A 17,249-nucleotide genomic window follows, 5' to 3' on the forward strand; every position below is an offset into this window, starting at 1 on the left:
GCCAAGCCGTCCTGACACGCCGGGACGAGCCCTGACACGCAACTGTCGCCAACCAATCGGGCTGTCGCACAGCCTGTCCTGAAGGAGAACCGCCCATGATGCGCACCCGCGCTGCCGTCGCCGTTGCCCCTGGAAAGCCCCTGCAGATCATGGACGTCAATCTCGAGGGGCCAAAGGCCGGCGAAGTCCTGGTCGAGATCAAGGCCACGGGGATCTGCCACACTGACGAGTTCACTCTTTCCGGCGCCGATCCCGAAGGCATCTTTCCCTCGATTCTCGGACATGAGGGCGCAGGTGTCGTGGTGAAAGTGGGCGAGGGTGTGACCACGCTGAAGCCCGGCGACCACGTGATCCCGCTTTACACGCCGGAATGTCGGCAGTGCCCGTCTTGCCTGTCGCAAAAGACCAACCTGTGCACGGCAATCCGGGCCACTCAGGGTCAGGGGCTGATGCCGGACGGCACCACCCGCTTCTCGATGCTGGATGGCACGCCCATCTATCACTACATGGGCTGTTCGACCTTTGCCAACCACACGGTGCTTCCGGAAATCGCGCTGGCCAAGGTGGATCCCGAAGCGCCTTTCGACAAGATCTGCTACATCGGTTGCGGTGTAACCACGGGCATCGGTGCTGTGCTGAATACCGCCAAGGTTGAAACCGGCGCCAAGGCGGTGGTGTTCGGATTGGGGGGCATCGGGCTGAACGTCATCCAGGGCCTGAAGCTCGCAGGCGCCGACATGATCATCGGCGTCGATCTGAACAATGACAAGCGCGCCTGGGGCGAGCGTTTCGGCATGACCCATTTCGTCAACCCGCAGGAAATCCAGGGGTCGCTGGTCCAGCATCTTGTCGACATGACCAAGACGCCCTTCGATCAGATCGGGGGTGCCGACTACAGTTTCGACTGCACGGGCAACGTCAAGGTGATGCGGGATGCGCTGGAATGCACGCATCGCGGCTGGGGTGTCTCGGTCGTTATCGGAGTGGCGCCGGCTGGGGCCGAAATCCAGACCCGGCCCTTTCAGCTGGTGACGGGGCGCGTATGGAAAGGCACAGCCTTCGGCGGTGCACGCGGACGCACCGATGTTCCCCGGATTGTCGACTGGTACATGAACGGCAAGATCGAGATCGACCCGATGATCACGCACACCCTGACGCTGGACGAGATCAACAAGGGGTTCGACCTGATGCACCGCGGCGAATCGATCCGTTCGGTGGTGGTGTTCTGACCGCATTTCGCAGAACCTTGGACAGGCCGCGATTTCGACGGAGCGCGGCCTGCGCCAGCAAGCGCGATCTTGCGAAACATCATCTTTTCAGAGGATTGTGGTGCCCCAAGACGGACTCGAACCGCCGACCACCTATTTACGAAACAGGTGCTCTACCAACTGAGCTATTGGGGCCTCGGCGGGCGTAGTATCCCGGTGGCCCGAGGGCGTCAAGACCAGATCGGCTGGACGACAAGGCGCGCGCAGTCCAGGAACGCGGACAAAAAAATCGCAGCGCCGGGGACGCTGCGCAGAAATCGATGCGGAGAACCTGACCTGTCGGCTCAGTTCATTGCAAAGGTCTTGGGCAGGCCGCGATACCAGTCGATGATTGCCTGACGTTCCTGCGGCTCCATGTAGCTGACGTTTGCCGGCGGCATCGCATCGGTGATGCCGGCTTGCAGATAGATTTCACGGGCAGCGCGCGTGATATCGTCGGGGGTTTCCAGCAGGATGCCCTTGGGCGCGGTGTGGATGCCTTCATAGCCCGGCTCGCGGGCATGGCACATGCTGCAGCGGCCGAGGACCGCTGCAGAGGCTTCTTCCCAACCGGGCGATTCGATCATCGCCTGCTGGGTGGGGGTCAGGACGCGCGCCTCGGATTCTTCGACGCTCTGGCGCAGCATCGGGGCCGTGGACAGCCACATCACGATGATGAACAGCACGGTGGTCACCGCCCAGGTCCACCACTGCATGCCGCCGCCGGCGTGCATGGTGTTGAAGAAGTGGCGGATGGTGACGCCCATCAGGAAGATCAGACCGGCGATCAGCCAGTTGTATTCCGAGGCAAAGGCCAGCGGATAGTGGTTCGACAACATCAGGAACACGACCGGCAAGGTCAGGTAGTTGTTGTGGGTCGAACGCAGCTTGGCGATGCGGCCATATTTCGGATCCGGCTTGCGCCCCGCCTTCAGATCGGCAACCACGATGCGCTGGTTGGGCATGATCACCAGGAACACGTTCGCGGTCATGATGGTCGCGGTAAAAGCCCCCAGGTGCAGCATGGTGGCGCGGCCGGTGAACACCTGGTTATAGGCCCAACCCATGATCAGCAGCAGCACGAACAACAGCAGCATCAGCAGCGTCGGGGTCTCGCCCAGCTTGGATTTGCACAGGTTGTCATAGACCAGCCAGCCGATCGACAGCGAACCGGCGGAAATCAGGATCGCCTGCCAGGGGGCCAGCTCCATCTTGGCCGGATCGATCAGGAACAGCTCCGATCCCACCCAATAGGTGACCATCAGCAGTGCCGCGCCCGACAGCCAGGTGGCATAGCTTTCCCATTTGAACCAGATCAGGTGTTCCGGCATCTGTGCCGGTGCCACCAGATACTTCTGGATGTGGTAGAAACCGCCGCCATGAACCTGCCATTCCTCGCCATAGGCGCCTTCGGGCAGGTTGGGGCTCTTGCGCAGACCCAGGTCGAGCGCGACGAAATAGAACGAGGAACCGATCCAGGCGATTGCGGTGATGACATGCGTCCAGCGAATGGCGAACGCAAGCCAGTCCCAGATGACGGCGAAATCGGACATAGTGGACTCCTATCTAGCTGGGACAAAACTACCGCGTGACGCGACTTGCGAGTATTCACGCATTCGCCCTTGCTGTCTTAACGGCAGGTTGAAAATCCTTTACCAGCGCGTGATGGAACCAGAATGAAAAAGAGGGGGCGAGCCCCCTCTATCCTGCGCAGGAACACAGGTTTTGCAAGCCTTTCCTCGGCTTCAGCTGCCCCGATAGGTGGAAAAGCCATAGGGCGAGATCAGCAACGGGACATGGTAATGGTCCTGTTCAGACATGCCAAATCGCAATGGGACGACATCGAGAAAGCGCGGCTTGGCCGCCTGATGGCCCTGACCGTCCAGCCAGGCGCCCACGTGGAACAGAAGTTCGTATTCGCCGGTGGCGAATTCCGATTCCGGCAGGATGTGCTTGTCCGTGCGTCCGTCATGGTTGGTGACCGTTTCGGCAAGCAGACGGCGTTCGCCCCCGTCCAGCCGATACAGTTCGATCTTCATGCCTTGAGCGGGGGTGCCGTTGGCGGTGTCCAGAACATGGGTGGTCAGATAACCGGGCATGGTGCTTTCCTTTCTTGTCAGTTCATCAATCGGGTCAGGGCCTTGTCGGCTGCAAGGGCCAGGCCATGGGTGTCGAGTGTCAACAGGCGATGGTCCTGCACGATGGCGCGCCCTTCGACATAAACGGCACGCGGCCGGATTGGCGCGCAGAATACCAGTGCCGCGACCGGATCCCATGCACCGGCGGCTGGCAGCTCGGCCAGATCCCACAGCACCAGATCGGCCCGCTTGCCGGGGATCAGCGCGCCGATATCGTCGCGGCCCAGCACGCGGGCACCGCCCAGGGTGGCGATTTCCAGCGCCTCGCGCGCGCCCAGGGCGGCGGGCCCGTCGCGCAGCCGCGCGACCAGCATCGCCTGTCGCGCCTCGAGCCCAAGATGGCTGCAATCGTTCGAGGCCGATCCGTCCACGCCCAGCCCGACCGGCACGCCGGCATCGCGCATCTGCCGCACCGGCGCGATCCCCGAGGCGAGCCTTGCGTTGGAACAGGGACAATGCGCCACGCCGGTTCCGCTGCGCGCAAACAGGTCGATTTCGGCGCCGGACAGTTTCACGCAATGGGCATGCCAGACGTCCGGCCCCGTCCAGCCCAGGCTTTCGGCATAATCGCCAGGCAACATGCCGAAATTCTCGAGCGAATAGGCGATGTCCTCGTCATTCTCGGCCAGGTGGGTATGCAACCGCACCCCCTTGTCCCGGGCCAGGATCGCGGCATCGCGCATCAGTTCGCGGCTGACCGAAAACGGCGAACAGGGGGCCAGCCCGACCTGCACCATGGCGCCGGGGTTCGGGTCATGAAAGGCGTCGATCACCCGTTCGCTGTCGCGCAGGATCGCGGCCTCGTCCTCGACCAGGGAATCCGGGGGCAGGCCACCGCGGCTTTCGCCGATCGACATGGCGCCGCGGGTGGCGGTGAAGCGGATACCGACCTCGGCCGCGGCCTCGATGCTGTCGTCCAGCCGGGCGCCGTTCGGGAACAGGTAAAGATGATCCGAAGAACAGGTGCAGCCCGACAACGCCAGCTCGGCCAGGCCGATCTGTGTCGACAGGCGGATGTCCTGCGGCCCCATGCGGGCCCAGATCGGATACAGCGTCCGCAGCCAGCCGAACAGCGCCGCGTCCTGGGCGGCCGGCACGGCGCGGGTCAGGGTCTGAAACAGGTGGTGATGGGTGTTGACCAGCCCCGGCGTCACCACGCAGCCGCGGGCCTCGACGATCTCGGCGCCCTCGGCGGACAGGCCGACACCGACGGCAGAGATCACTCCGCCGTCGATCAGGACATCGCCGCCTGCGATTTCGCGCCGCGCGCCGTCCATGGTTACCACCACCTCGGCCTCGCGGATCAGCAGGCGGCGCGACATCAATGCGCCTCGGCGGCGTGGGCGGCGGCGGCCAGTTCCTCGTCGGAGACTTTCGGCGCGCCGTTGAAGAACCAGTTCAGCAGAACCGCAGCGACCGCGGCCAGCAGGATGCCCGAATGGATCAGCGTATGGATCGAATGGGGCAGCCACTGGTTGAAGTCGGGCGCGATCATCGGGATCATCCCCAGGCCCAGCGACACGGCAACGATGAACAGATTGTGGCGATTGCCCTTGAAGTCCACCGTCGACAGGATGCGGATGCCGGTTGCGGCGACCATGCCGAACATGACCAGACCGGCGCCGCCCAGAACCGTGGTCGGCAGCGATTCGACCAGCACGGCCATTTTCGGGATCAGGCCCAGCACGATCATGATGGCCCCGCCGGCCACGCAGACAAAGCGCGAGCGCACCCCGGTGACGCCGACCAGCCCCACGTTCTGCGAAAACGAAGTATAGGGGAAGGTGTTGAACAGCCCGCCGATCGCCGTGCCCAGACCATCGACCCGCAGGCCGGCGGTCAGCGCCTTCGGCGTCAGGCGGCGGCCACACAGGTCGCTGAGCGCCAGAAACATCCCGGTCGATTCGATCATGATCACCATCATTACCAGAACCATGGTCAGAATCATGATCGGGTCAAAGATCGGCATGCCGAAATGCAGCGGCGCGATCGGCGCAAACCAGGCCGCCCCGGCCACGTCGCCAAAATGCATCAGCCCCAGGGCGGCAGCCAGAACGCCCCCGATCAGGATGCCCATCAGCACCGCGATATTGGCAATGAAGCCCTTGGCATAACGCGCGATCAGCAGGATCGAGCCCAGCACCACCACCCCGATCAGGATGCGCGACAACGAGGCATATTCGGGGTTCTTGACCGTCGGCGCCAGTTTCAGCCCCTCGGGCACGCCACCGGCAGTGATCGCGGCATCCAGCCAGGCCTTGTGCGCCGGATCAATCAGTTTCGGCGCCGTCGGGCCGACCTGCAGGCCGAAGATCCAGTTGATCCCGACCGGCATCAGGCTGATACCGATGACCAGGATCACCGTTCCCGTGACCACGCTGGGAAAGAAGCGCAGCATGCGCCCCACCACCGGTGCCAGGAAGATCGCAATGATGCCTGCGGCCATGATGGCCCCGAACATCATTCTTGCGCCTTCCTGCCCGGGATAGGACTGGGCGATGGCCACCATCGGTCCGACCGCCGCAAAGGTCACGCCCATCATGACCGGCAAACGGATCCCGAACCACTGTGTGGCCCCAAAGGACTGGATGATGGTGACCACGCCACACACGAACAGGTCGGCCGAGATCAGGAACGCGACATCCTGCGGACTGAGCTGCAGGGCGCGCCCGACGATGAGCGGCACCGCAATGGCGCCGGCATACATGACCAGCACATGTTGCAGGCCCAGAGCCAACAGTCGAGGGGCGGCGATGCGCTCCTCGACCGGGTCGAAGCCCGGATTGGTTTCGATTGCTTGCATACGTCCCATACCTCCCTGTTCAAGGACGCGAGCAACGCCATTGGTCAGATATTGACCTTTTGCGCTACTCCCTTCTGGATTGCGATTTCGAGTGTTCTGGATGCGACGGCGAGGTCTTGCAGGCCGACGCCGGTGCCGTCGAAGATGGTGAGTTCGGCGTTTTCGCGGCCGGGGTCGATGCCGGCGACGACGGCGCCCAGTTCGCGGATCTGGTCCTGGGCGATCAGGCCCTGGTCGATGGCATGCTGGCATTCGCCGATGCTGATCGCCTGGGCGAGCTCGTCGGTGAAGACGCGGGCGCGCGCCAGCAGCGCCGGATCCAGTTCCTGCTTGCCGCGGGTGTCGGTGCCCATGGCGGCGATATGGGTCGGGCCCTGGACATGGCCGTCCATCAGCAGGGCCGAGAAGGACGAGGTGATCGAGATGATCACATCCGCCTCGGCGCCCAGCCGGGGCAGGTCGACCGCCTCGAAGGGCAGGCCCAGATCGGCGGCGGTCTCGGCCAGCCGGCCCAGCATCTCGGGATGCGGGTTCCAGCCCAGGACCCTGTCGAAGTCATGCACCGCGGCGGCGGCGCGCATCTGGAAGGCCGACTGGTGGCCGGCGCCGATCATGCCCAGCACCCGCGCGCCCCTGGGCGCCAGATACCTGATCGACACCGCCGCGGCGGCGGCGGTGCGCAGCGCGGTCAGCAGGTTGCCGCCGATCGCCGCCCGCACCCGCCCGGTATCGGGGTCGAACAGGAACACGGTGGACTGGTGGTTGATCAGCCCGTGCTTCTGGTTGTTGGGCCAGTAGCCGCCGGCCTTCAGCCCCAGCACCAGCCCGGCCGCGTCGAAGCCGCCCTTGAAGCCATAGAGCGCGTCCTCATGGCCGATGGCCTCGCGCACCACGGGAAAGTTCCAGGCCTTGCGCCGGGCCATCGAGGCGAAGACCGCCTCGATCGCCTCGAAGGCCGCCTCGGGGGTCATCAGACCCGCGATCTCGCTTTCGGCAACGACATACATCAGTAGGCTTTCCCGCGCGCCGACACCGGCCAGACGGTCTCGACCTTGCCGCCGCGCACGCCCACATACCAGTCATGGACGTTGCAGGTCGGGTCGCAATGGCCCGGCACCAGCCGCAGCTTGTCATTGACCTTCAGCACGCCGTTCGGATCCTCGACCACGCCGTGTTCGTCGCTGCACTTGATGTATTTCACATCGTCGCGGCCGTAGACGAAGGGCAGGCCGCTGTCGACCGACTGCGCCTTCAGACCGGCATCGACCACCGCCAGATGCGGCTTGGCATGCGACATGACCGAGGTCAGGATGAACAGCGCGTTTTCCCATTCGCCCTGGTCGATGCGCTTGCCGTCCTGGTCCAGGATGCGGCCGTAATCGGCATCCATGAAGGCATAGGAACCGCACTGCAGCTCGTTGTAGACCCCCGAGGCCGATTCGAAGTAATAGGAACCGGTGCCGCCGCCCGAGACGAATTCGGGCTTCAGCCCCACCGCCTCCAGCGCGTCCACGGCTTCCTTGACCTGGGCGATGGCGGCGTCCAGCTTGGCCTTGCGGTCGGCATAGCTGTCCATGTGCTGCATCGCGCCCTGATAGGCCTGGATGCCCTTGAAGGTCAGGTTCGGCGCGGCCGCGGCGGCCTGGGCGATCTCGACCACGGCATCGGCGGTCTTGACCCCGCAGCGCCCGGCGCCGCAATCGATCTCGACGAAGATGCCCAGCTCGGTGCCGTGCTTGACCGCGGCGGCCGAGAGTTCGGCGATATTGGCCAGGTCATCGACGCAGACCGTCACCGTGGCGCCGGTCTTGGGCAGGCGGGCCAGGCGGTCGATCTTGGCCGGGTCGCGCACCTCGTTGGTGACCAGCACGTCCTTGATGCCGCCGCGGGCAAAGACCTCGGCCTCGCTGACCTTCTGGCAGCAGACGCCGACGGCGCCGCCCAGGCTTTCCTGCAGCTTCTGCACGTCGACCGACTTGTGCATCTTGCCGTGGCTGCGGTGGCGCATCCCGTGCGCCCTGGCGTAGTCGCCCATCTTCTTGATGTTGCGTTCCAGCGCGTCCAGGTCGAGGATCAGGCAGGGCGTCTGGATATCCTTTTCATCCATGCCCGGCAGGGCGGGGATGTCATAGCCGACCTCGTAGCCGGCAAAATCCGTCTTCGCGTTCATGGGATGCTCCTCAGTTCCAGGGCAGCTTGTCGAGATCGACATTGCCGCCGGTGACGATGACGCCGACGCGCTTGCCGGCGAAGGCTTCGGGGTTTTTCAGGATGGTGGCCAGCGGCACGGCGCTGGAAGGTTCCAGAACCACGCGCAGATGCTTCCAGGCCAGCTTCATCGCGTCGATGATTTCCTGCTCCGAGGCGGTGTAGATTTCCGAGACATGGTTCGACACGAAGTGCCAGGTCAGATCCTTGAGCGGCACCAGCAGCCCGTCGGCGATGGTCCTGGGTGCGTCGTCGGCGATGATGTGGCCGGCCTTGAAGCTGCGATAGGCGTCATCGGCCTGTTCGGGTTCGGCCGCGATGACCCTGGTTTCGGGCGCCAGCGTCGCCAGCGTCAGGCAGGTGCCCGAGATCATGCCGCCGCCGCCGATCGGCGCCACCACCATGTCGAGCCCATCGGTCTGTTCCATGAACTCGCGCGCGCAGGTGCCCTGGCCCGCGATCACCCGCGGGTCGTTGTAGGGATGCACGAAGTCGCCGCCGGTGCGGGCCTGCACCTCGGCAAAGGTCGCCTCGCGCGAGCTGGTCGAGGGCTCGCATTCGGTGATGACCCCGCCATAGCGGCGCACGGTGTCCTTTTTCGCCTGCGGCGCGGTGCGCGGCATCACCACGTTGCAGGGGATGCCGCGGCGCATGGCCGCATAGCTCAGGCACGAGGCATGGTTGCCCGAGGAATGGGTGGCCACGCCCTTGGCGGCCTGCGCCTCGTCCAGGCCGAAGACCGCATTGGTGGCGCCGCGGACCTTGAAGGCCCCCGGCTCCTGGAAGTTCTCGCATTTGAAGAACAGCTGCGCCCCGGCCAGATCGTTCAGATAGTCCGAGACCCGCACCGGCGTGCGGCGGATATGCGGCTTGATGCGCTCATGCGCGGCCAGCATGTCCTCGTAGGTGGGGATATACATGGCGTCCGACATCTCAGGCGGCTTTCCGTTGCGCGGTGGCGGTGGACTGGCGGTAATGTTCCTGGGCGGCGGCAACGCCCGACCCCAGCCGCACCGGCAGGCCCAGATCGGCCATCACCATCTCGGCGGTGGCGATGCCCGACAGCGCCATGGCATCGGTCAGGCTGCCCAGGTGGCCGATGCGGAACACCTTGCCCGCGACCTCGCCCAGGCCGGTGCCAAAGGCCATGTCATAGGTTTCCAGCGCATGGGCGACAATGCGGTTGGCGTCGAACCCCTCGGGCACGCGGATGGCGCTGACGCTGTCGGAATAAAGCTCGGGGCGCAGCGCACACAGCTTCAGGCCCCAGGCCTCGACCGCGGCGCGCACGCCGCCGGCGATGCGGTGGTGGCGGGCAAAGACATTCTCCAGCCCCTCGCTCAGCAGCCGCTCGCAGGCCGCGTTCAGCCCGTTGATCAGCCCGACCGGCGGCGTATAGGGATAGCCGTTGCGGGCATAGCCGCTGGCCATGTCGCGGATGTCGAAGAAGGTGCGCGGCAGTGTCGCGCTTTCGACCTGCTCCATGGCCTTGGGCGAGAAGCCGACGATGGCCAGGCCCGGGGGCAGCATGAAGCCCTTTTGCGAACCGGTGACGGCGATGTCGACGCCCCATTCGTCCATGCGGAAGTCCATCGACCCGATCGAGCTGACGCCATCGACATAAAGCAGCGCCGGGTGCCCGGCCGCGTCCAGCGCGCGGCGCACGGCGGCGATGTCGGATTTGACGCCGGTCGCGGTCTCGTTATGCGTGGCCAGAACCACCTTGATCTCGTGGCCCTTGTCGGCGGTCAGGATCTCCTCGAAACGGTCGGCGGGAACGCCTTCGCCCCAGGGCGTCTCGACGAAGGTCACATCCAGGCGGTGGCGCTGGCACATGTCGATCCAGCGGTGGCTGAACATGCCATTGCGCGCCGCCAGCACCTTGTCGCCCGGCGACAGCGTGTTGGTGATCGCGGTCTCCCAGCCGCCGGTCCCGGTCGAGGGGAACACGAACACCTGCGCGCGCTCGGTCTTGAGCACTTTCTTGACGCCTTCCAGCGCCGGATGCAGCATGCGCCCGAACACCGGCGAGCGATGGTCGATCGTCGGAATGTCGACGGCCTTGCGCATCTCCTCGGGGATGTTGGTCGGGCCGGGAATGAAGATCGGGTTCTGACTGGTCATGGCAATACCTCCTGCTTGAAAACCACCCTACGCCCACCCCCGCAATCACGCAATTTTTCTGAAAACAATTTCGCAATCGCGGAAAAATAGCAAACAATACAACAAAATCAATAAGATGAAGTTTTCCGTCATGCCATCTGGATTTTCAACTTCAGTTAGATGCAATCGAAAGGAATAATTGAATGTCAGCTGAAACCAGAAAGCGAGGCCGGCCGCGCGGTCGTGTCAGCACTATCGGAAACGAGGATACCGGCGGCATTCGGGCGCTGGACCGGGCGTTGGACATCCTCGATCTGATTGCGGGCGCCAACGGCCTGACCCTGACCGAAATTGCCCAACGGCTGGAAATGGCTCCCTCGACCGTGCACAGGGTGCTGGTCACGCTGGCGACGCGCGGCGTGACAGAAAGCGATCCGCTGACCCAGGCATGGCATATCGGCCCAACCGCCTTTCGCCATGGGTCCGCCTTCATGCGGCGTTCGGGCCTAGTCGAACGTGCCCGACCGGTCTTGCGCCGGCTGATGGAGGTGACGGGGGAAACCGCAAATCTGGGCATACTGAACGGCGACGCGGTCCTGTTCCTGAGCCAGGCCGAAACCCATGAAACGATTCGCGCCTTTTTCCCGCCGGGAACGCGGTCGGCCCTGCACGCTTCGGGGATCGGCAAGGCGCTGCTGGCACATGCCAATCCGACGGCGCTGAAGCGCATGATTGCCGAAATGAAACTGGAACGGTTTACCGAGATGACATTGGTCGATCCCCAGGCCCTCATGCAGGATCTGGCCGAGATCAGGGCGCGCGGCTATTCGCTGGACAACGAGGAACGAACCCCCGGCATGCGCTGCATCGCGGCGCCGATCTTCGATCTTGCGGGCGAGGCAGCCGCAGGGATATCCGTCTCGGGGCCGACATTGCGGATGCATGATGCGCGGCTGGTCGCTATCGCGGATGCGGTCATCGATGCGGCAAAAGAGCTGTCCTTTGGCATGGCGCCGGATTCCGCCTGGCATGAATAGGCGATTCACGCCCAATTCACAGCCGTTAGCCTAGGGTATGGCCAGTTCTGGTCGGCGGCAGCCCCGCCCGCGCCAGCAGCAAGGAGCCGCCCGATGCAAGACCTGACCCTGTGCCGTGCCGACAGTCCCGATGCGGACATGGCGCAAGACTGGCCCGAAGGGCTGCCCCTGATCGAAGGCGAGCCGATCTCGGGCATCGCCGGTGCCAGCAGCTTGCAATCCTATCGCGCAGCGGGTCCGCTGCATGCAGCCCACGCCGATGCCGGCGCTTTTCTTGACGGTCTTGACGCCCATGCATCGGCAGATTTCTGGCGTCAGGATGCCAATGTCCGCGCCTGGATCTACGACCGGATCGCCCCAGCCGAGCGCATAGCTTCCGACATGGACTCGGTGCGCCTGTTCTATCATGCCGGTCATGGGCGCATGACAGGCGAAGGCGAGTTCATCGTGCCTTTGGGCGGGCAAGGACCGGTGCCCGATGCCAGCATCGCATCGCATCGGATGCGGCTGGGAGGGAAATCGCTGCGCTATCTGTTCTGGGCGGCCAGCGAATCGGTTGCGGTCAGCGGTGGGCGCGATCCGCGCCACGCGTGGTCCACCGCAATCGACGGGTTGCGGATGATGTTCGGTCTTGACGGCACCGCATGGGACAGTCCCGGCTATGGCGCCGGCTTCTGGCGCCATCTGGGCCTTGGGAAATCGTTTTCGCAGGCGTGGTTGGACGGCGCGGCCGAAGTCGCGGCGGCACAGACACCGGCCGTTCTTGCCTGCGGCGACACGCCTGAAGCAGCGCGCGACGCCCTGTTTCACGAAAGGCGCTTTCACGCCGGACGCGCGCGCGCAGAATGGTGGGCCTGGCGCTGGCTGCAACCGATGGCCAGCGAATTGCGCGCCCCGGCCCCAGTGCCATCCGCGACCGCAATGCCGGCGCTGCGGCTGCGGCCAGCCAGACAGGATCTGGCATTGATCCGGCAGGTCATGCAGCGGCTGGATATCGCGCCGGGCGCCTTGTCCGCAGAGGGCACCTTGCATCTGCGCCGCGACGATCTGCGCCTGCAGCGCCAGGCCGATGGGCGCATCCTGCTGGAAATGCTGCGCCCGCCCCGTCCCAGCGTCGCGGGTATGGGGCTCAAGCGTCGGGCACTGGTCGCGCAGGCGCGCGCGGCGCTGCGCAGTTTCGGTTTCCTGCCGGGAGAACACGCCCTGCTGTTCGATGGGATTCATCTCTCCCTGTCGGCCTGCGGGCGCCGCTATGACAGCTGCACCCCCGCGCAGCCGCAACTTGATGAAATCGTTGTCAGCTTTCGGCAGGCGGTCGAAGGGGTGGCCTTTTTGGCCGAGGATGCCGGCTGGTTGCGCGTGGTGCTGCGTCCTGACGGTCGGCTTGTCCGCATCGAATGCAAGTTGCGGGGCGTTGCCAGCCGCCTGGACGGACATGGCCGTGAGGCGCGGGTCGCACCTGAACCTGATCAGGCCGTCAACATGATGCTGGCGCAGCAGACGGCGATGCTGATGCGCGAACTGGCCGCCCGAGGCGCAGCGCCGCTGCGGCAGAAGGTTCTGCCCGGCTCGACCCAGATCGGTTACGGGCTGCGCGCCAATACCGCCCGCCCGATCGCGCGCCAGGCCGTCGAGGTGGAATGTGCCCGCGGCTTTCGCAAGAGATACTGGATCCAGTCTGACCTGGGTGACTGACGATCCGGTAGCCCGGAGACGGAGGCAGCCGTCTCCGGGCATTCCTTTTCCTGAAACGCGGACCGGGACCGGAATCGGCGCGCGCGCGTTTCCCCGCATTGCCTGCGGACCAAGGCTGCGCTATCGGGTCGGCAAAGCAAGGGGGATCCTGAGATGACCGAGCGCAACAGCGGCCTTTCCTATGCCCAGGCCGGGGTGGATATCGACGCCGGCAATGCGCTGGTTGAACGCATCAAGCCGGCGGCGGCAGCCACGCAGCGCAAGGGGGTCATGGACGGTCTGGGCGGGTTCGGCGCCCTGTTCGACCCGCGCGCGGCCGGATTTGCCGATCCGATCCTGGTCGCCGCGACCGATGGTGTCGGCACCAAGCTGCGTATCGGCATCGACACCGGCGAGCTGGACGGTCTGGGCATCGACCTGGTGGCCATGTGCGTCAACGACCTGGTGTGCCAGGGGGCAGAGCCTCTGTTCTTCCTGGATTATTTCGCCACCGGCAAGCTGTCGGTGGACGAGGCGGCGCGCGTCATCAATAGCATCGCCGAAGGTTGCCGGCGGTCGGGTTGCGCGCTGATCGGCGGGGAAACCGCCGAAATGCCCGGCATGTATGCCCGTGGCGACTTCGACCTGGCGGGCTTTGCCGTCGGTGCCATGGAACGGGGCGCCGCCTTGCCCGCCGGGGTGAGCGATGGCGATGTGCTGCTGGGGCTGGGCTCGGATGGGGTGCATTCCAACGGCTTTTCGCTGGTGCGGAAGGTGGCCGAACATGCCGGTCTGGACTGGGATTCGCCGGCGCCCTTTGCCACCGGCACCCTGGGGCAGGCGCTGCTGGTGCCGACGCGACTATATGTGCGGCCGGTGCTGGCGGCGATCCGCGCCGGCGGCGTGCATGCCGCAGCCCATATCACGGGCGGCGGCATCACCGAAAACCTGCCGCGCGTGCTGCCCCCGGGACTGGGCGCCGAGGTCGATCTGGACAGCTTCAACCTGCCGCCGGTGTTCGACTGGCTGGCCGAGGCCGGCGGTATCGCCGAGGCGGAAATGCTCAAGACCTTCAACAGCGGCATCGGCATGATCCTGGTGGTGGCGGCGGATCGGGCCGAGGCGCTGGCCGGGCTGCTGTCGGCCCAGGGCGAGAGGGTCCATCGCCTTGGCCATGTCGTGCCGGGGCAGGGTGTGCGTTACAGCGGCAAGCTGCGGTGAAACGCGTCGCCATCCTGATTTCGGGCGGCGGCTCGAACATGGTCAAGCTGGTCGAATCGATGACTGGCGACCATCCGGCACGGGCTGTCATCGTCGGCTCGAACGATCCGCAGGCGCAGGGCTTGGCGCGGGCGGCGGCGCTGGGTGTGCCGACCTTTGCCGTCGACCACCGCGGCTTTCGCGGCGACCGCGCCGCCTTCGAGGCGGCCTTGCTGCAACCGTTGCTGGCGGCGCGGCCCGACATCCTGTGTCTTGCCGGGTTCATGCGCATCCTGACGCCCGCCTTCGTGCAGCAATTTTCGGGCCGGATGCTGAACATCCATCCCTCGCTGTTGCCCAAGTATCCTGGCCTGCACACTCATCAGCGCGCGATCGATGCCGGCGATGCCGAAGCGGGTGCCACGGTGCATCTGGTGACGCCGGAACTCGACGCCGGCCCGATTCTGGGTCAGGTGCGGGTGCCAATCATGCCCGGCGACACCGCCGAGACCTTGGCCGCGCGCGTGCTGCAGCAGGAACATCGGCTTTATCCCGCGGTGCTGCGCCGGTTTGCGCAAGGCGAGCGGCAGCCGCTGCTGATGGATGCTTCCTTGAAAACTTCTAGTGAATCCTAAACAAGGCACGGATATAATTGATGATTATATCTCGGCGCTCGTCAGAATTTGAAAGCTGACGGCGGAGTGTTTGCCGGATCAGCCTGTGCTAACCTGAACCCCCCGAACAGGAGCGCAGGATGCCGATGACCTCGACCTTGACCGATCCCCGGTGGACCAGCGTGCTGCAACGTGATCCGGCCGCCGACGGACAATTCGTCTATTCGGTGCGCAGCACGGGGGTCTATTGCCGCCCCACATGCCCGTCGCGGCGGCCCAATCCGGCGAATGTCGGCTTTTATTCCGATGCTGCGGCGGCCGAGGCAGCAGGCTTTCGTCCCTGCCGGCGCTGCCATCCCCATGGCCAGGCCCCGCGCGAGCACATGGCCGAGATGATCGCCGCCGCCTGCCGCATGTTGGAGACTGCCGAGGAGATTCCGCAACTTCCCCAGCTTGCCGCATATATCGGGCTAAGCCCTTCGCATCTGCAGCGCGAATTCAGGCGCTTGACAGGGCTGACCCCGCGGCAATGGGCGCTGGCGCGACGCGATCAACGCCTGCGCGAAGGTCTGCACAGTCAACCCAACGTGACAAGCGCCATTCAACAGGCCGGTTTCAGTTCGACCAGCCGCTTTTACGAGCGGGCCGATCAGGCACTGGGCATGTCGCCGCAGCAATGGCGACGCGGCGGACAGGGCAGCCGCATCCGCTTCGCGCTGGGGACAAGTTCCTTGGGCGAGGTGCTTGTTGCGCGCAGCGACCGCGGCATCTGTGCCATCCTTCTGGGGGACGATGCCGACAGCCTGCTGCGCGAATTGCAGGACCGTTTCCCGAAAGCCGAGATGATCGGCGGCGACACCGGCTTCGAGAAGCTGGTGGCTCAGGTGGTGGCACTGGTCGAACGACCCGATCAGGCCCAGTCACTTCCGCTGGACATTCGCGGCACCGCCTTTCAACGCCGGGTGTGGCAGGCGCTGTCCGAAATACCGCCAGGCACGACTGTCAGCTATGCCGAACTGGCGCATCGCATCGGCGCGCCCAGTGCCTCGCGCGCGGTGGCGCAGGCGTGCGGCGCAAATGCATTGGCCGTCGCCATTCCCTGCCACCGCGTCGTGCGGCAGGACGGGGGGTTGGCAGGCTATCGCTGGGGGATAGCCCGCAAACGGGAATTGCTGTCACGTGAAAGGAACACTGACGCGCAGACATGACCCCGGCGCCGCAGCCGGCACCGGAGAGGTGATCAATCAAGGGTGACGTTGGCTTCGGTCACCACGGGCTGCCACTTTTCCATTTCTGCCGCAACATGGCGCCCCAACTCTTCTGGAGAGGACGCGATGATGCTGGCGGAAAACTCGGCCATGCGCTGTGCGACCGCAGGGTCAGCCATGCTGGCCTGCGCGGCCTGGGCCAGACGCGCAACGACTTCGGGCGGGGTGCCGGCAGGTGCGAACAAGGCGTTCCAGGTATAGGTTTCGTATCCCGGAAGCGTCTCTGCAATGGCCGGAATGTCGGGGAAGCTGGTGGCACGTTCTGCCGTTGTCACGCCCAGGGCGCGCAGCTTGCCCGAAGCGATATGCCCAGATGCCGAGGGCAGGTTGTCGAAGATGATCGGAACCTGATTTCCCAGAACATCGGTCAATGCCGGCCCCGAACCCTTGTAGGGGATATGCGTGATGTCGACGCCTGCCATCGACTTGAACAGTTCGCCCGAAAGATGCAAGGGCGTGCCGTTGCCCGACGAGGCATAGGCCAGCGCAGCCGGATCCTTCCTGGCCAGATCGATCAGTTCCTGCACGCTTCTCACGGGCAGTTCCGGATTGACGGCAAGCACGTTCGGCACCATCACCAACAGCGAAACCGGCGAGAAATCGGCGATCGGGTCATATGGTTTTTGCTTCAGGATCAAGGGATTGAGTGCATGAGTTGCCACCGTCCCCATCAGGATCGTATACCCATCCGCATCAGCCTTGGCCACCTGTTGCGCGCCCAGGCTGCCGCCGGCGCCACCGACGTTCTGCACCACAATCTGTTGGCCCAGTTCGCGGCTCATCCGTTCGGCAACGATACGCCCCACCACGTCTGTCGAGCCACCGGCGGCAAAGGGAATGACCAGGGTGATCTGGCGTTCGGGATATTCGGCCCGTGCGGTTCCGGCCAGGCCCAAGGCCATTGCCACCCCCAGCAGCAGGCGTCGCACAAGTTTGATGTTCATGATTTTTCCTTTT

15 protein-coding genes and 1 tRNA gene are annotated in these 17,249 nt (G+C 64.9%); 6 read left to right on the plus strand and 10 right to left on the minus strand.

Features of this window, described 5'->3' with window-relative positions:
- Window positions 1-98: 98 nt before the first annotated feature.
- Window positions 99-1,229, plus strand: coding sequence for an S-(hydroxymethyl)glutathione dehydrogenase/class III alcohol dehydrogenase (locus GB880_RS14485; protein ID WP_154494007.1), 1,131 nt, complete (start codon window positions 99-101; stop codon window positions 1,227-1,229).
- Window positions 1,230-1,327: 98 nt separating this feature from the next.
- On the opposite strand, the gene GB880_RS14490 is transcribed toward GB880_RS14485, so the two are convergent.
- The 9 genes from GB880_RS14490 to bhcA form a co-directional block, all read right to left on the minus strand.
- Window positions 1,328-1,403: transfer RNA gene (locus GB880_RS14490), tRNA-Thr, on the minus strand.
- A 149-nt stretch (window positions 1,404-1,552) separates the two neighbouring features.
- Window positions 1,553-2,800 carry a urate hydroxylase PuuD gene (locus GB880_RS14495; protein WP_154493997.1) on the minus strand — a complete coding sequence of 416 codons (1,248 nt, stop codon included), beginning with the start codon at window positions 2,798-2,800 and terminating at the stop codon, window positions 1,553-1,555.
- Between the two features lie 192 nt (window positions 2,801-2,992).
- Window positions 2,993-3,346 (minus strand): hydroxyisourate hydrolase, encoded by a 354-nt coding sequence (uraH, locus tag GB880_RS14500; RefSeq protein WP_154493996.1) that lies wholly within the window; start codon window positions 3,344-3,346, stop codon window positions 2,993-2,995.
- A gap of 17 nt (window positions 3,347-3,363) precedes the next feature.
- Window positions 3,364-4,707: an 8-oxoguanine deaminase gene (locus GB880_RS14505; protein ID WP_154493995.1), complete on the minus strand. Its 1,344-nt coding sequence runs from the start codon at window positions 4,705-4,707 to the stop codon at window positions 3,364-3,366.
- Window positions 4,707-6,188, minus strand: coding sequence for a nucleobase:cation symporter-2 family protein (locus tag GB880_RS14510; RefSeq protein ID WP_154493994.1), 1,482 nt, complete (start codon window positions 6,186-6,188; stop codon window positions 4,707-4,709). Before GB880_RS14510 ends, GB880_RS14505 begins: the two co-directional genes overlap by 1 nt.
- A 44-nt stretch (window positions 6,189-6,232) precedes the next feature.
- Window positions 6,233-7,195 (minus strand): iminosuccinate reductase BhcD, encoded by a 963-nt coding sequence (bhcD, locus tag GB880_RS14515; RefSeq protein WP_154494501.1) that lies wholly within the window; start codon window positions 7,193-7,195, stop codon window positions 6,233-6,235.
- Entirely contained in the window at window positions 7,195-8,358 is a 1,164-nt protein-coding gene (gene bhcC / locus GB880_RS14520) for a 3-hydroxy-D-aspartate aldolase BhcC (protein ID WP_154494502.1), read from the minus strand. Before bhcC ends, bhcD begins: the two co-directional genes overlap by 1 nt.
- Window positions 8,359-8,368: 10 nt before the next feature.
- Window positions 8,369-9,328 carry a beta-hydroxyaspartate dehydratase BhcB gene (gene bhcB, locus GB880_RS14525; protein ID WP_154494503.1) on the minus strand — a complete coding sequence of 320 codons (960 nt, stop codon included), beginning with the start codon at window positions 9,326-9,328 and terminating at the stop codon, window positions 8,369-8,371.
- Between the two features lies 1 nt (window position 9,329).
- A complete protein-coding gene (bhcA, locus tag GB880_RS14530) occupies window positions 9,330-10,520 on the minus strand; it encodes an L-aspartate--glyoxylate aminotransferase BhcA (RefSeq protein WP_154494504.1) in 1,191 nt (396 codons plus the stop codon).
- Between the two features lie 182 nt (window positions 10,521-10,702).
- Here bhcA and bhcR point away from each other — a divergent pair, with 182 nt between their 5' ends.
- The 5 genes from bhcR to ada all read left to right on the plus strand — a co-directional run bounded on the left by bhcR (window position 10,703) and on the right by ada (window position 16,232).
- Window positions 10,703-11,536 (plus strand): HTH-type transcriptional regulator BhcR, encoded by an 834-nt coding sequence (gene bhcR / locus GB880_RS14535; RefSeq protein WP_154489722.1) that lies wholly within the window; start codon window positions 10,703-10,705, stop codon window positions 11,534-11,536.
- Window positions 11,537-11,629: 93 nt separating this feature from the next.
- On the plus strand, window positions 11,630-13,231 hold the full coding sequence (locus GB880_RS14540) for a DUF6345 domain-containing protein (protein WP_154489723.1): 1,602 nt from the start codon (window positions 11,630-11,632) through the stop codon (window positions 13,229-13,231).
- Between the two features lie 153 nt (window positions 13,232-13,384).
- Window positions 13,385-14,431 carry a phosphoribosylformylglycinamidine cyclo-ligase gene (gene purM / locus GB880_RS14545; protein WP_154489724.1) on the plus strand — a complete coding sequence of 349 codons (1,047 nt, stop codon included), beginning with the start codon at window positions 13,385-13,387 and terminating at the stop codon, window positions 14,429-14,431.
- On the plus strand, window positions 14,428-15,045 hold the full coding sequence (gene purN / locus GB880_RS14550; protein ID WP_263467387.1) for a phosphoribosylglycinamide formyltransferase: 618 nt from the start codon (window positions 14,428-14,430) through the stop codon (window positions 15,043-15,045). Before purM ends, purN begins: the two co-directional genes overlap by 4 nt.
- A 119-nt stretch (window positions 15,046-15,164) precedes the next feature.
- Window positions 15,165-16,232, plus strand: a complete 1,068-nt coding sequence (gene ada / locus GB880_RS14555) for a bifunctional DNA-binding transcriptional regulator/O6-methylguanine-DNA methyltransferase Ada (RefSeq protein WP_154489725.1) — start codon at window positions 15,165-15,167, stop codon at window positions 16,230-16,232.
- A gap of 32 nt (window positions 16,233-16,264) precedes the next feature.
- On the opposite strand, the gene GB880_RS14560 is transcribed toward ada, so the two are convergent.
- Window positions 16,265-17,236 (minus strand): Bug family tripartite tricarboxylate transporter substrate binding protein, encoded by a 972-nt coding sequence (locus GB880_RS14560; RefSeq protein ID WP_154489726.1) that lies wholly within the window; start codon window positions 17,234-17,236, stop codon window positions 16,265-16,267.
- Window positions 17,237-17,249: the final 13 nt, after the last annotated feature.

The organism is Paracoccus sp. SMMA_5_TC (assembly GCF_009696685.2).
Classification (GTDB): Bacteria; Pseudomonadota; Alphaproteobacteria; order Rhodobacterales; family Rhodobacteraceae; genus Paracoccus.

Bases quoted from the DNA above. Each gene is read 5' to 3' on its own strand.
- GB880_RS14485 (WP_154494007.1), top strand. From the start codon at position 99: ATGCGCACCCGCGCTGCCGTCGCCGTTGCCCCTGGAAAGCCCCTGCAG.
- GB880_RS14495 (WP_154493997.1), bottom strand. From the start codon at position 2,800: ATGTCCGATTTCGCCGTCATCTGGGACTGGCTTGCGTTCGCCATTCGC.
- uraH (WP_154493996.1), bottom strand. From the start codon at position 3,346: ATGCCCGGTTATCTGACCACCCATGTTCTGGACACCGCCAACGGCACC.
- GB880_RS14505 (WP_154493995.1), bottom strand. From the start codon at position 4,707: ATGTCGCGCCGCCTGCTGATCCGCGAGGCCGAGGTGGTGGTAACCATG.
- GB880_RS14510 (WP_154493994.1), bottom strand. From the start codon at position 6,188: ATGCAAGCAATCGAAACCAATCCGGGCTTCGACCCGGTCGAGGAGCGC.
- bhcD (WP_154494501.1), bottom strand. From the start codon at position 7,195: ATGTATGTCGTTGCCGAAAGCGAGATCGCGGGTCTGATGACCCCCGAG.
- bhcC (WP_154494502.1), bottom strand. From the start codon at position 8,358: ATGAACGCGAAGACGGATTTTGCCGGCTACGAGGTCGGCTATGACATC.
- bhcB (WP_154494503.1), bottom strand. From the start codon at position 9,328: ATGTCGGACGCCATGTATATCCCCACCTACGAGGACATGCTGGCCGCG.
- bhcA (WP_154494504.1), bottom strand. From the start codon at position 10,520: ATGACCAGTCAGAACCCGATCTTCATTCCCGGCCCGACCAACATCCCC.
- bhcR (WP_154489722.1), top strand. From the start codon at position 10,703: ATGTCAGCTGAAACCAGAAAGCGAGGCCGGCCGCGCGGTCGTGTCAGC.
- GB880_RS14540 (WP_154489723.1), top strand. From the start codon at position 11,630: ATGCAAGACCTGACCCTGTGCCGTGCCGACAGTCCCGATGCGGACATG.
- purM (WP_154489724.1), top strand. From the start codon at position 13,385: ATGACCGAGCGCAACAGCGGCCTTTCCTATGCCCAGGCCGGGGTGGAT.
- ada (WP_154489725.1), top strand. From the start codon at position 15,165: ATGCCGATGACCTCGACCTTGACCGATCCCCGGTGGACCAGCGTGCTG.
- GB880_RS14560 (WP_154489726.1), bottom strand. From the start codon at position 17,236: ATGAACATCAAACTTGTGCGACGCCTGCTGCTGGGGGTGGCAATGGCC.